Origin of the sequence: Hyphomonas johnsonii MHS-2 (assembly GCF_000685275.1) — a bacterium.
Lineage (GTDB): Bacteria > Pseudomonadota > Alphaproteobacteria > Caulobacterales > Hyphomonadaceae > Hyphomonas > Hyphomonas johnsonii.
Map to the genome: position 1 here is coordinate 378,474 of NZ_ARYK01000001.1, position 13,901 is coordinate 392,374.

The 13,901-nt window shown below is 60.5% G+C and carries 12 protein-coding genes; 8 read left to right on the forward strand and 4 right to left on the reverse strand.

Going from position 1 to position 13,901, the window contains the following annotated elements; genetic code table 11:
• Positions 1–10: 10 nt before the first annotated feature.
• The 7 genes from HJO_RS01945 (at position 11) to HJO_RS01975 (ending at position 7,252) form a co-directional block, all read left to right on the forward strand.
• Positions 11–685: an HD domain-containing protein gene (locus tag HJO_RS01945; RefSeq protein WP_035612997.1), complete on the forward strand. Its 675-nt coding sequence runs from the start codon at positions 11–13 to the stop codon at positions 683–685.
• On the forward strand, positions 672–1,424 hold the full coding sequence (locus HJO_RS01950; RefSeq protein WP_035612998.1) for an SDR family NAD(P)-dependent oxidoreductase: 753 nt from the start codon (positions 672–674) through the stop codon (positions 1,422–1,424). Before HJO_RS01945 ends, HJO_RS01950 begins: the two co-directional genes overlap by 14 nt.
• Before the next feature lie 43 nt (positions 1,425–1,467).
• Positions 1,468–2,223 (forward strand): SDR family oxidoreductase, encoded by a 756-nt coding sequence (locus tag HJO_RS01955; protein ID WP_035612999.1) that lies wholly within the window; start codon positions 1,468–1,470, stop codon positions 2,221–2,223.
• Between the two features lie 170 nt (positions 2,224–2,393).
• Positions 2,394–3,185 (forward strand): SDR family oxidoreductase, encoded by a 792-nt coding sequence (locus HJO_RS01960; protein ID WP_051617981.1) that lies wholly within the window; start codon positions 2,394–2,396, stop codon positions 3,183–3,185.
• 237 nt (positions 3,186–3,422) lie between these two features.
• Positions 3,423–4,025: a glutathione S-transferase C-terminal domain-containing protein gene (locus HJO_RS01965; RefSeq protein WP_035613002.1), complete on the forward strand. Its 603-nt coding sequence runs from the start codon at positions 3,423–3,425 to the stop codon at positions 4,023–4,025.
• Positions 4,026–4,589: 564 nt separating this feature from the next.
• On the forward strand, positions 4,590–5,624 hold the full coding sequence (locus tag HJO_RS01970; protein ID WP_035613004.1) for an HlyD family secretion protein: 1,035 nt from the start codon (positions 4,590–4,592) through the stop codon (positions 5,622–5,624).
• A gap of 11 nt (positions 5,625–5,635) precedes the next feature.
• Positions 5,636–7,252 (forward strand): MFS transporter, encoded by a 1,617-nt coding sequence (locus HJO_RS01975; protein ID WP_035614258.1) that lies wholly within the window; start codon positions 5,636–5,638, stop codon positions 7,250–7,252.
• Positions 7,253–7,271: 19 nt separating this feature from the next.
• Here the strand turns inward: HJO_RS01975 and HJO_RS01980 are convergent, their stop codons facing one another.
• Genes HJO_RS01980 through HJO_RS01995 form a run of 4 tightly spaced genes read right to left on the reverse strand, consistent with a single transcriptional unit; the run spans position 7,272 to position 11,466 of the window.
• The gene (locus tag HJO_RS01980) at positions 7,272–8,687 is read right to left on the reverse strand and encodes an alanine/glycine:cation symporter family protein (protein WP_035613006.1); all 1,416 of its coding nucleotides are present in this window, start codon (positions 8,685–8,687) and stop codon (positions 7,272–7,274) included.
• A gap of 2 nt (positions 8,688–8,689) precedes the next feature.
• Positions 8,690–9,268 (reverse strand): FMN-binding negative transcriptional regulator, encoded by a 579-nt coding sequence (locus HJO_RS01985; RefSeq protein ID WP_035613008.1) that lies wholly within the window; start codon positions 9,266–9,268, stop codon positions 8,690–8,692.
• Positions 9,265–10,233 carry an alpha/beta hydrolase gene (locus tag HJO_RS01990; RefSeq protein WP_051617983.1) on the reverse strand — a complete coding sequence of 323 codons (969 nt, stop codon included), beginning with the start codon at positions 10,231–10,233 and terminating at the stop codon, positions 9,265–9,267. The genes HJO_RS01985 and HJO_RS01990 overlap by 4 nt, the downstream gene beginning before the upstream one ends.
• 51 nt (positions 10,234–10,284) lie before the next feature.
• Positions 10,285–11,466 carry a PepSY-associated TM helix domain-containing protein gene (locus HJO_RS01995; protein ID WP_051617985.1) on the reverse strand — a complete coding sequence of 394 codons (1,182 nt, stop codon included), beginning with the start codon at positions 11,464–11,466 and terminating at the stop codon, positions 10,285–10,287.
• A gap of 243 nt (positions 11,467–11,709) precedes the next feature.
• Between HJO_RS01995 and HJO_RS02000 the strand changes: the two genes are divergently transcribed.
• Positions 11,710–13,890, forward strand: coding sequence for a TonB-dependent siderophore receptor (locus tag HJO_RS02000; protein ID WP_035613010.1), 2,181 nt, complete (start codon positions 11,710–11,712; stop codon positions 13,888–13,890).
• The last annotated feature ends 11 nt before the right edge of the window (positions 13,891–13,901 follow it).

A 13,901-nucleotide genomic window follows, 5' to 3' on the forward strand; every position in this document is an offset into this window, starting at 1 on the left:
ACCAACCGCCATGACACGGTCCGCCACACGAATACTTGCAGGTGTGTCAGTTCCAGATACACCGCTCGTCGAGCGCGCGCTTGAATACGCAAGGCGCGAATGCACGCCGTACCTGTTCAACCATGTAGTCCGCTCGTGGTTGTTTGCAGCCCGTATCGGCCAGATCCAGGACATCATGCATGATGCCGAAGTCGTCGCGGTCGGCACGTTACTCCACGACATCACGCTGAATGACCGCTTCAACGGGCCCCGGCGGTTCGAGGTGGAGGGCGCTGACCTGGCGCGCGTGTTCGTGAGGAAAAACGGCGTGGACGAACGGCGGGCCCAGCTGGTGTGGGACAGCGTCGCCCTGAACTCCACGCCTTCGATCGGCCTCTACAAGGAGGCGGAGATCGCGCTCTGCACGTCCGGCATCTGCCTCGATGTCGTGGGCTTGCAGTTCGAGGTGATCCCCTCCGATGAGATAGCGAGGATCGTTGCCGAGTTCCCGCGCCTTGGGATGAAGGAGCAGATGACAGGATGTTTCTGCCGGATCGCTGAACGTGTTCCGGAGACGACCTACGACAATTTTGTGCGTGATTTCGGGGAGCGATTTGTGCCTGGATACGCGGCGCCATCGTCGGTGGATTCGGTCATGAACAGTCCGTTCGATGAAAGCGCGGAGGTGCAATATGACCAAGCTTGAAAACAAAGGCGTCATTGTCACCGGCGGTAGTTCGGGGATTGGACGCGCCGCTGCGGTGCAGTTCGCCCGCGCTGGTGCCAGCGTACTCATCACCGGTCGCCGGGAAGATGCGTTGAAGGACGCTGCGTCCGGGCACCCTGGCATCGCTTATATTGTTTCGGATTCCTCCATTCCTGAAGATGCCGGGCGCACCGTCGCAAAGGCTGTGGATGCCTGGGGCCGGGTAGATGTGATCCTGAACAATGCGGGCGCCGGTGCGATCTTGCCATTGGCGGATGTCACAGCGGAAAAGGTCAATGCGATATTTGGAGTGAATGTGACCGGCCCGAGCTTGCTCTCTAGGGCAGCGCTTCCCCATCTGACCGCATCTATGGGGGTGATCATAAATGTCTCCAGCACGTTCGGTCACAAGCCGGTTGCAGGTCTTTCCCACTATGCTGCGAGCAAGGCAGCGCTGGAGCATCTCACGCGCTGCTGGGCCCTGGAACTCGCGCCGCAAGGCATACGCGTGAATGCCGTCGCAGCCGGACCGACGAAATCGGGTGCGTTGACCGGAATGATGGGCCTGACGCCGGAACAGGCAGAGGCCATCGAAAACGAGGAGCGCGAGCAGATACCGCTCAAGCGGCGCGGGGAGCCGGAGGATGTCGTCAAATGGATACTCCAGCTCGCCGATCCTGAATCAGGCTGGGTTACGGGGCAGGTCATTTCTGTCGATGGAGGCCTGAGCGTCACCTGATCCCGGCGGAGGACTGACGTTCGGTGCAGCAGGAGGAGAAGCGATGCGAATTGTTGTCGTCGGCGGCACAGGACTTATCGGGTCAAGGTTGGTCAGCTTGCTGCACGCGCGATCTCACCATGTTGTGGTCGCTTCCCGATCTGAAGGCATCGATGCACTGAGTGGACAGGGGCTGGCGACTGCGCTGAGATCAGCTCATGTCGTGGTCGATGTCACGAATACGACTGATGTTGACGGCCGGGAGCCGGTGCATTTCTTCGAAACAATCACCCGGAACCTGATCTCTGCCGAGGCGGCCGCCGGCGTCAATCACCATGTTGCGCTGTCGATTGTCGGCGCAGACAAATTGACCGCGGGCAGCTATTTCGAGGCGAAGGCGATGCAGGAAGAGATCATAAAGGCCTCTCCCATTCCGTATACGATCGTGCGTTCAACGCAGTTCTTCGAACTGATTCATCGCATGCTGGGCCTAGATGACGACAAGCCGTTCATAAGGTTGCCGCGCGCGCTGTTGCAGCCTATCGCGTCCGATGATGTCGCAATGTATCTGGCTGACATCGCCGTTTCGCCGCCGCGCGACGAGACGATTGAATTGGCCGGTCCCGCAAGAATTGAACTGTCCGAAGTCGCACGCCTGATGCTCAGTGCGGAAGAGGACCCGCGTCGTGTGATTGTCGATCCGGCCCAAGCCTATTTCGGCACGCAGCTGGCGTATGAGTCGCTCCTGCCGGGCCCTGACGCGCATATTACTTCCGGCACATTTTCGGACTGGTTGAGACATCAGATCTCGCCGGACTAGAACCCTGTCGCGGCGCGCTGGGCGGACACCATCTCCGCCAGACGGACCTGCGTGATCGTTCGCTATACTACCGGATAGGTCATGCCCGCCTTCCAGTCCAATCGACCGGCATGCACAGGATTCGGTAGTATGAGCGGACCAAGTGAAGGCATGTTGTCGAGGTGTCGAACATGAAGATTGTCGTGATTGGTGGAACCGGGCGGATCGGCGGAAAGCTTGTCGACATCCTGCGATGCGAAGGGCAACTCGTGGTCTCCGCGTCGCCATCTGTCGGAATCAACACAGTGACCGGTGAAGGGCTTGAAGGCGCATTGCGACAAGCCACGGTGGTTGTTGACGTGTCTGACGCCCCGTCTCTCGACAAGGGCGCTGCGGCCACATTCTTCGAGCGATCCGGTCGCAACCTGATTGCTGCCGGACGCGCGGCCGGCGTAAGGCACCACGTCATCCTGTCTGTCGTGGGCACTGATCGCCTGCAAGCGAGTGCCTATTTCCGAGCAAAGATGATTCAGGAGCGCCTGGTCAGGGAATCGGGAACGCCTTTTACCATTCTGAGGTCGACCCAGTTCTTTGAAATCATAAGTGCGATTGCGCAGGAAGGGGCCAACCCTGATGTTGTCGTGCCGTTGACGACCGTCCAGCCGGTCTCTTCACGCGATCTTGCTCGCAAACTGGCGGATTTGGCAACGGGGCGCCCGTTGAATCGCATTGTCGAGGTTGCCGGTCCTGAACGGTTCCGACTTGATTACCTCGCGACCGAGGTGCTGACGGCTTATGAAGATCCGCGTCGCATCATAGCCGACCCGCATGAGCCCTATTTCGGTGCGCCACTGACTGACGAAACCCTTCTGCCAGGGGGCGATGCGATGATTGGATCGCGCCGGTTTGAAGACTGGCTGCGCGACAGCCTGATGACCGAGATTCCCCATCGGTACCCGCTCATTCCCGTGCGATCTCGCTGAGTCAAAGGGTACCGTGGGTCGCAAACGCCGTTCGGTGGCGTGAACGCCACTCGATGGTCAGGTTGGTCCGTGTTCATTGTTCCGAATGGATGCATGCCCTGCAATCAGCATATGCGAGCTCGCCTAAAGGACAATATCGCCGGAATTTGTGATCGCCATAATCGGACGCCACGCCTTCAGTGACCTGACCACGTTCATGGAAGGCAGTGGTTCAATGGTCATAGAAGGAAGCCGGACATGAAACTCTATTTTACACCTTTGGCTTGCAGCCTTGCCGATCACATCGCGCTCGAAGAACTGGGACTCAGTTTCGAGCGGGAAAAGGTTGACCTCAAAACGAAACGAACGGCGTCGGGCGGCGACTTCCTCGCCATCAACCCCAAGGGCTATGTGCCGGTCCTCGTGCTTGATGACGGTGAGACCCTGACGGAAAATATCGCCGTTCTCGACTGGCTGGCGAGCGGGCATCCCGAGATTGCTGTATCAGGACCGCTCGGCCGCACGCGCGCCCTTGAAATGATGACTTACATTTCGACGGAAATACACCGCAGCTTCAAACCGATGTGGCATCCGAGCACCGACGCGGAGAAGGCGAGCGCGCGCGCCACTGTGGCAGGCCAGCTCCGGTTCGTTGCCGACCATATGGCCGGGCCCTACCTGTTTGGTGACACGCCAAGTGTGGCTGACTTCTACCTGTTCGTCATGCTGCTGTGGGCAGCGCGTTTCGATGTGGCCGTCCCGAATGCCCTGATAGGCATGCGTGATCGCATGAAACGCCGCCCGGCGGTGCAGGCAGCGATGCGTGTCGAGGGACTGATCCTGGATGCCGTTACGTTGTAGCGACCGGTACCGGTAGATTGGTGGACGGAGGGTATTCGGGAGTGTCGGCTGGATGCGCCATGCGTGGAGAGTGGCCTGCCCTTTGGCCTAGGCAGTTCACCCGGGAAGGCAGGATGATCACACGCGACCGACCGGGCATGTTGTCTGGGCGAGCCGTGTCAACCGGACGCGACAGAGATGATGAATGCAGGGGTTTTTCCGGTTTCTCCCTGCAGCCAACGAAACGGCAGGCGAGCATCCAACCTGTCAGGTTCGCAAAAATGAAGGGGCGGGTGCCATTCGCGTCCGCCCCGGATGGGGTCGACGAAATCACCACGCGTGTTGGTGTCCCGCAGGACCGCTTTTCCTGGACGTTTGGCGCGCTTGTCGCCTCCGGATCGACGCGTGCAGCATCTAGCTGCAAGTATAGCATGGCCTGACCCAAGGGGGAGTTGGATTGATCGCCCCGGCGTCACACTTTCGGTCGATAGCTCGCTGGTTTGCAATGGAGACCCTTATGCAAGACGCCGCCGTCGCAAAACGATCCCAACTGCCCGGCGACCGGGCATCGTGTTGGAGGACGTAGTGGCAAAAGGTACCAAGAAGCGCGTCGTCGGCGTCGTTCTCTGCCTGGGCGCTGTCCTGGTAGGTGTTGGCGGGTGGATTGTCGCGCGCTCAGCCAGTGAGACATCGACCGATAACGCATATGTCCGGGGTGAAGTGACGTCGCTGGCCGCCAAGATCTCGGGATACGTGGTTTCGGTGGAGATCGACGACAACCAGCCTGTTCATGCCGGCGATGTCCTGTTCCGGATTGACGACCAGGACTACAGGGCGCGGCTGGCGCAAGCGGAAGCGAACCTTGAGGCAGCACGTGCGCGCCTGGCCAATGTCGAAACGGAAACGGAACTGCAGCGGGCCCTGATCCGGCAGGCGCAGGCGCAGCAGCGCTCATCTGCGGCGGACGAGGCCCTGTCGGTGAGGGATTCCGAGCGCATGCGCCGACTGGTCCAGTCGGGCGCAGTCAGCCAGGCGCTGGTTGATGAGAGCGATGCAAAGCGAACACGGGCAGAGGCGGCTGTTTCGGCAGCAAGTGCCACGGTTGACGCCCAGCAGCAGAAGATTGCCGTCCTGGCCAGCCAGAAGCGAGCAGCTGCCGCCGCGATTGCGCAAGCCGAAGCCCTGCGTGACCTGGCGAAGATCGACCTCGATAGTACGGTGGTTCGGTCTCCCGTCGACGGCATCGTCGGAAATCGTCAGGTCCGGGTGGGCCGATTGGTTGCGCCGGGCTCACCTGTGCTTGACATCGTGCCCGCGAACGAAGTGTGGGTCGTGGCGAATTTCAAGGAGACGCAGCTTCGCTTTGTGCGCCTGGGGCAACCTGTACGCATCAGCATCGATGGCTATCCGGACAGGGTTTTCAGCGGCGTGGTCGACAGCTTTGCGCCTGGCAGCGGATCCTCGTTCAGCCTGCTTCCATCAGACAATGCGACCGGAAACTTCGTGCGTGTCGTTCAACGTGTGCCGGTGAAGATCCGGTTTGCCGATGAGCCTCTTCCCGAGCGCCTGGTACCCGGATTGTCCGCGCGGGTCGAAATAGACAGGGACCAGGATCGGTGACCGGAACCGCCATGGCGCGCGCAAGCCGGAGCGGCGGCGCAGAAGGTGCAATCCTGATCGCGGGGATCGTTCTTGCCGCCCTGACCGAAGCGATCGCCAGCACGGCCCTTTCGGCGGGCCGCTTCGACATCATCGGCGATATACACGCCACGCCTGACGAGTTTGCGTGGCTGGACATCGGCTACACGACAGCGAAGTTCATCGGCTTCGTGGTGGCGCCTGTGCTGATGTGCCGTATCGACTCGCGACGCCTGTTGATCGGCTCAACACTTGTGCTGGGCGCTGCGGGCGCGATCGCCATGCTTGCAACCAGCCTGGACACGCTCGTTGCACTCCGGGTCCTGCAAGGACTCTCGGGTGGCATCCTCCTGGTGGGTAGCCAGTCGATACTCTTTCTGGAATTTCCGCGATCCCGCCAGCCGGTATTGCAGGCATTGTTCGCTATCGGGGCGGTGGTGGCCCCCGCAACGATGACGGCAGCCTATCAGGGGTGGTTGGTGGACTACCGGTCATGGGGCTGGATATTCTTCAGTATCGTGCCGGTGTCTCTGGCATCCGCCGGACTGTTGCTGATGGGGGGAGAGTCTGCCGGCAGCGCACGCGAGACGCGCCCGTTTGACTGGCTCGGCGCCGCGTTGTTCTCGGTCTCGCTGTGTTGCTTCACCTATGTGCTCAGCCAGGGCAACAGATGGAACTGGTTTGGAGACCCCATTGTTTCCTGGCTCGTGGTGGCAGGATCGGCTGCACTGCTCGCCTTCCTCGGAACGCAAGTCCTTTCAGGGGAGCGCCGGTTGCTGCAATTCGAGATATTCGAATCCGAACAGTTCAGCTTCGCGTTTTTCATCAGCTTTATTGCCGGAGCCGCTCTGTTTGGCAGCGCGTATCTCATTCCGGCATTCGCCGCGTCTGTCCTGTCGTTTACGCCGACAGGCGCGGGCCTGCTGTTGTTGCCCAGCGGTGGGTTGTTTCTGGGGGCGTTGTTCCTGGCCGCTTTCCTGTTCCAGGTTCGCGGAGCGCCGCCGATCGCAACGGTGCCATTCGGGATCATATTGATCATGACGTCGATGTGGATGCTGTCCGGTTCGACGCAGGACAGCGGGACCGGCGACATGATGACGGCCATTCTGCTGCGCGGCGTGGGGCTTGGATTCCTGTTCCTGTCGATCACCCTGATCGCATTCAGCGATCTCAACGCGCGAGACCTTCCTTTCGGGATAGCGCTGTTCAATATCGGGCGGCAGCTGGGTGGCCTGCTGGGTGTCGCAGGCCTGCAAACACTGATCAGCCACGGCGTCGTGACGAATATGGCGGTGCTGGGCGCAGGTGTCAGCGACGGCAGCCCCCTGGCGCAACAACGCCTGGCAGCAACGGCGGCGGCATTCGCGGGGCGCGGGCTGGACACGGAAGTCGCCAGTCAGGCATCGAGGCGTTTGCTTGGCAGCGCCGTGCAGGGGCAGTCTGCGGTCATCGCATTCGAGACCGCGTTCAATGCTGTCGCGTTGTTTTTTGTCTTCGCCGTTCCCGCGGTGATCGCCGTCAAGATCGCGCTCTCACGTCAGGCGAAAAAGCGTGCTGCGCGTGTCCGGTCCCAGGAAGTCGGCGATGACGGCTCCGGTTCCGGCAGCTGACCTCTTGCGAGGGACAGCGTCAAACCGATGCGTCCCGGGACCTGGCGATATGTCTGAGGAACCGGTTGAGCTCTTCGCGAACGGTGTCTGACATCAGGTAGAGCCCGATGAGATTTGGAATTGAGATGAGGAAGAACAGGCTGTCGATAATGTTGAGGACGGTGCTGACCTTTGCGACCGCGCCAATCGGCAGGAGCCCGCAAAACAGCACGAGATAGGTGATGCGCACCCATTCCCGCGAGCCAAACAGGTAGCGGCAGACCTGCTGGCCGTAATAGCCGACCGCCAGGATGGTGGAAAAAGCGAACAGGCAGACGGCGCACGCGAGCACGTAGGGAAACCAGGCGGCAACCGTGCCGAACGCGGCAGACGTCATGGCGATATCGCTATGCCCGTCCTGCCAGACTCCGGTCGTCACGATGACAAGGGCCGTCGCAGAGCAGATCACGACCGTGTCGATGAACGGCTCGAGGAGCGCGACAAACCCTTCCGATGCGGGGTGATGCGTCTTGACGGCCGCGTGCGCGATGGACGCTGAACCGATGCCTGCTTCATTCGAATAGACTGCGCGCCGCATGCCAGCGACGAATGCCCCGAGGATGCCGCCCGCCGCCGAATGCGCCGAGAAGGCGTCCCCGACGATGAGTGCGACGGCATGCGGCAATTCGGTGATGTTCACGCCGAGTACGATGACAACACCGGCAACGTAGATCAGGCACATCAGCGGCGTCAGCCTGGATGTGACGCGGGCGATCGACCGGGCGCCACCAACAAGAACCAGCCCCGCCAGAAGCGCGATACCGATGCCGTAGGCCAGTGCGCTGGAAGGCGTGTCGCTGAATCCCAGCACCGTGTGCAACTGGGAATAGGACTGGTTCACCTGGATGATCTGAATGAATGCGACAAGCGCGAAGGCGGCATAGATCGCGGCCAGCACTTTGCCGAAGCGGGGCATGCCGCGCTCGGCCAGGCCGTTTTTCAGGTACCACATGGGCCCGCCGGAGACCGAACCATCCGACCCGATCAGGCGGTACTTCACGGCCAGCACGACTTCCGCAAACTTCAGGCTCATCGCGAAGAAGCCGATCACGACCATCCAGAACGCAGCGCCCGGGCCGCCGATCGCAATCGCGATGGCCACGCCCGCGATATTGCCGAGGCCAACCGTGCCGGACAGGGCGGTGGAAAGCGCCTGGAAAGGCGACATTTCCCCGGGCGCATCAGCCGACGTGTAACGGCCGAGCAAGGTGCCGATGCCAATGCCGAATCCACGCAGGTTGATGAACCGGAGCTTCAGCGTGAAGAAGACCATGCCGGCGAACAGCCACAGCGCGATCAGCTGTACCTCGACCCCGAAAACACTGACCGAGGCGAAGACGAACCCGGCCAACCTGTCACCAAAAGCGTTGAGCAGGGCGAGGGCGGTTTCGACCATCGTCAGTCCATCCACTTCACGAGTGGATGACCGGCAAGGGCTGACCTGATCTCCCGCTGGCTTTGCGGGCTCTCGTCCTGTCCCACCTTGAATCGGGGAGTCAGCGTATCGATCCGTATGCGGAACCCCATGATGTGCTTCAGCAGGTCATCGAAGCGTGGTCCGATCTTGTCGACGGTCCAGCCCGAAGCGGTCATGCCTTCCATATGGTCAACAAGACGGGTGACGGCTTCGGCTGACAGGGACGAATCCATGTTGATGGTGCCGGCGGCCTTCAGCGAAACGAAGTTCCAGGTTGGTGCCCAGCCCGGCTTGCTGATCCAGGAGGGCTGGATATAGGCGTTGGGGCCGAGGAACAGCACCACCGCGTCTGGCTGTTCCAGCAATCGGCTGGTCGCAGGTGCCGAGCGGGGCAGGTGGCCAAGGAACGTTGTGGGAGATCCGTTGGCGTCCACTTCCAGCAGCAGTGGCATCAGGAACGCGGCAGACGGGTCGGCGGCCGGGACAATCCATGCCATCGGATTTTCGGCGATGAAACGCGCGATCGATTCATTTGAAACGGCTTCGTAGGGGGATGTCATCTTGCGAGTATCCCGGCCATCCACGTTGCCGCGTCGTTCATCGCGCGATCCGCGCAGGCGGAAATGCCAACCGCTTCGAGGAAGCTGTGCGTTGCGCCGGCATATTCGATGGCAGACACTTCCACTCCCGCAGCTGTCAGGCGTGATTCAAGTTCGCGATTCTCGTCCGCAAGGATGTCGCACTCCGCTATGCACAGGTGGACGGGCGGCAGGCCTTCCAGGTTTGCAAGCAACGGTCTCGCATACGGGTCCGTGGTCTGGGCCGTGCCGAGGTAATCGAGCCAGAAGGCTTTCATCTCGTCGCGGCCCAGCATGTAGGGGTCGCCGTCGTAGAGGTCGTAGGAAGGCCGGGCATCGGTATCGAGTGCCGCATAGTTGAGGAGCACCCCCGCCGGGAGGGCCTCACCCCGGTCGCGCTTTCGTAACGCCGTCGCAAGCGAGAGATTGCCGCCCGCCGAGTCGCCGCCGAGGATGATCTTGCCGGTATTGAGTCCCAGCCCGCTGCCTTCGGCACGCAACCAGGCCATGCAGGAATCGATATCGTCGAGTGCGCGGGGGAACCGGTGTTCGGGCGACAGGGAATAGTCCAGGCCGATCACGGCGCAGCCTGTGCGCTCGGCATACTCCCGCATCAACCGGTCATGCGTATCAATACTGAACATCACCCATCCGCCGCCATGCAGGTAGAACAGCGTTCCGTTGCCTGCCCCCGCCTTCGGAATATGGATGCGCACCCGCAATCCGTCTTGCCCCAGGGCCAGCGTCTGCGTGTGGGCCATCTCGGGCCCGCCGCGCACCCAGGGTTCGCGAACCGCTTCTGCAATCTCCCGCCGCCGTGTGATCGAGACCGGCTGGCCACCCGAAAGCGCCGCGAATTCGGCCGACGTCTTCTCCACGAATGTCAGGATTTCCGGATCGATTGCACCAGGCCGGTGAAGAGAGGTGATGCGCGTGTCATCGGTCATGGTCAAGATTCCTGGATTGGGACGTCATGTTGCAAGGATCGCGAGGTGCGATCAGGTCCTGGAGAGTTTCTTTGCGGCAATACGGGGTTTGCGTTTTTTCCACCAAACCCAGATTCCCGTGATGCACTGCTCGGTCGTCGCGAGGCCGAGGACGAAGATGAAAAAGACACTGAGGCCGCCGGCAAATTCACCACTATGTGTCGGGTAGAGAATCCGGATCATTACCAGTCCCGCGCTATCCGTGTAGGGATTAACCTCGTGGACAAAGGCACCGTTTGTTGCGTCGAAATAGTAATAGATCGGTCCGAGGTTCTTGTAGTTCAGGTGACCATTGTCGGTGAACGTGGTGCCGTAAAGGTTCCAGTTGGGATAGTAGAGCATCGTTGCGGGGTGCCATGAAATTCCGCTTTGGGCAGCTTGCTCAGAAGCCAGAGCGAAACCATCGGCATATGCCAGGTCCGGTATCGTGCCTTCTGGAAAGGGCGCCTCTTGATCGAACAGTGTTCTCTCGAGGGGAGAAATGGTGGTCGCGATGGGAGAGTAGACCTCGCCGAAGAAGTTCAGGGCAACGGACGTGAAGGCGAGGATGAACAGGAACGGGAACAGCCACAGGGCACTGGAGCGATGGATGTCCAGCAGTTGCCGCGCGAAGGAGCGCTTCGGGCTATAGGTCCATGCGGGCCACCAGTTCTTGAAGAATGGGCGCTTTCGCGGAAGCGTCAGGTAGAGGCCGACACCGCTGCTGAGCATCCAGCCGAGCGCGATGAAGCCCATGAAAACCCGTCCGGCATCTCCGGCCAGAAGATTGAAATGAAGTTCTGCGAGAAGCGGGACGATCTGGCACCCGCTCCAGCCCGGGTGCGTGCTGCGCGTGCCCACAACTGCGCCGGTGGCAGGGTCCAGGAACACCTGATCCTGTTCGCCACCATCCATGCCAGGCTTCGGGGTGATCGAAATGGGAATATTCTCGTCAGGAGCCGTGTTCAGCGGAAACCCCGTCACCTGGATGTCGGGATGCGCCAATTCGTACCGGTTCACTGCGTCGATTGTTGCAAGACGGGCCGAGGCGGCGCCGTTATAGGCGAACAGGTCGGCATTCACCCAGCGATCAAGCGAATCGCGTGCGGTCAGCAGGCAGCCGGTCACGGCCGCAATCACCAGGAATGCCGCCGTCAGGATGCCGAACCAGCGATGCAGGAACAGCCAGGTGTTTTTCGTGTTCGTGCCCGCCATCCTTCGCCTCGCACCCGCATGGTCTGGTTCTCACGATAGAGGGAATGACGGGCATCGGCCACATCGAGGCGGGCCTAATATTGACGCTATCGGGTCCTGCGGCGTCAGGCCTGCATGACTCCAGAGCAAGTTTGGCCGAAAAGGGACAGTTCCCGACCCAAAGCCGAAATACAAACGCGACAGCAGATGGTACGAGAACAAGGTGTTCGCATCAGGCGGACTGTGAAGCATAGGGGTGCAGTCATGACGCATAAGTATCGCAGCACAGCGCAACAGGTTTTCAGCAAGGGGGCGCTTCTGGGTGCCGCGGCCGTTCTGACGGTTCTTGCGCCGGTCGCAATGGCGCAGGATGGTGAAGAAGACGCCGTCAGCATCCAGGATACGATCATCGTGATTGCGCCGGACTACGTGCCGCGAGACGGTGCATCGGCGAACAAGGCCGACATTCCGCTGATCGAGACACCGCAATCGGTGTCGATCATCACGCGCGACCAGATTGATCTGCTCAGCTTCGTGGATGCCCAACAGGCCGTGCGGTATACATCCGGCGTCTTCGGTGAGAACTATGGCCCCGACCTGCGGTTTGACTTCGTCACTGTGCGCGGCTTCACACCGAAGCAATACATTGACGGCCTGGCAGCACCTGTCTCGACATCAATCTACAGCGTTGGCGTAGACCTTTACGCCTTCGAATCCTTTGATGTCCTGAAGGGCCCCGCTTCAGCGCTCTACGGCAGCGCGCCTCCGGGCGGCCTCTACAACCAGACATCGCGTCGTCCGGAAAATGAGTTCAGCGGCGAAATCCAGGCGAAGTACGGGTCTGATGACTACAAGCAGATTGCGGGCACCGTCACTGGACCGCTGAGCGATTCCGTCAGCTACTCGCTGACCGGTCTTTACCGTGACCGCGAAGCCGAGCGCGATCTCGTCTCGGCGGACCGCACGCTGTTTGCGCCGGCAATCACCTGGGACATCACGCCGGACACGAAACTCACGGGGCTTGCCTATTACCAGCTTGACCATGTCGATGGTGACACGAACGGTTTCCTGCCGGTGTACGGGACGCTGCTTCCCAACCCGTTCGGCAAAATTGACCCGGCAACCAATGTCGGCGACCCGAACAACCGGTTCGAGCGCGAGCAATGGGCTTACGGCTACGAATTTTCACACAAGTTGACCGATACCGTCTCGTTCATTTCGAATTCGAAATTGAGCAGCTATGACGAAGAGACGCCAACCAGCATTTATGGTGGCGGCGGCCTGGTCGATGACGATTTCGATGGTGTTCCGGACGATTACCGGACCGTTCAGCAGTACAATTTCTCCTATGCCGAGCACGTTGACAGCTTCGCGAGTGACAACCGTTTCGACATCAGCCTCGATGCAGGCGCGGTGACTCACCAGATCATTGCGGGCGTTGATTACCGGAATGTCGAGAACAAGGCGGACTACGGGTTCATTTTCGCGAACCGGATCGACCTGTTCGATCCAGTCTATGCGCCGCAGGCGACGCTGGAGCCCGGTTATCCATTCTCGTTCAACAACCAGACCCTCGAACAGACCGGTCTCTACGTCCAGGACCATATCGGTCTTGGCAAACTGTTCTTCACCATCAGTGGCCGCCAGGACTGGGTGACCATCGAGAACAACACGACGAATGAAAGCACGGACCAGCAGAAGTTCACTTATCGCGCGGGTGCGAACTACATCTTCGATAGCGGTATTGCCCCCTACATCAGCTACGCGACGTCGTTCGAGCCGGTTCTCGGCTCTGATTCCATCACCGGCAACGAGTTCGACCCCAGCGAAGGCGAACAAATCGAAGCGGGCGTAAAGTATGATGCGCGCGGATTGCCGGACGGCTACGAACTCCTTCTGACCGGTGCCATTTACCAGATCACCCAGACCAATATTGTCAGCACAGCGCCGTCTGTGACGCCCGTGTTTGGTACACAGACCGGCGAGGTCGAGGTCAACGGTCTTGAACTCGAACTGGTCAGCCGGATCAATGACACGCTTTCGATCAATGCGGCATACAGCTACACTGACAGCGAAGTGACCGCGAGTTCGACACCAGCGGAAGTGGGCGCTCCACTGCCCGTCACGCCGGAAAACAAGGCGTCTCTGTTCATCGACTACACGGTTCAGGACGGTCCGCTTTCGGGCTTCGGTTTCGGGGCGGGTGTGCGTTACACGAGTGAAAGCCAGGGGGCGTTGCCCGGGCCGTTCAATCCCGTTGTCTATACCGGTGAGGAATCGACATTGTTCGACGCCATCATCCGCTATGACACCCTCGACTGGCGCTTTGCCCTGAACGCCTCCAACCTGTTCGACGAACAGTATGTGGCACGGTGTTCCGGACCTGCTGGCTGTACCTATGGTGCCGGGCAGCAGATTCTCGCAACGGTGACGCGGAAGTTCTGATCCCTGCCGGA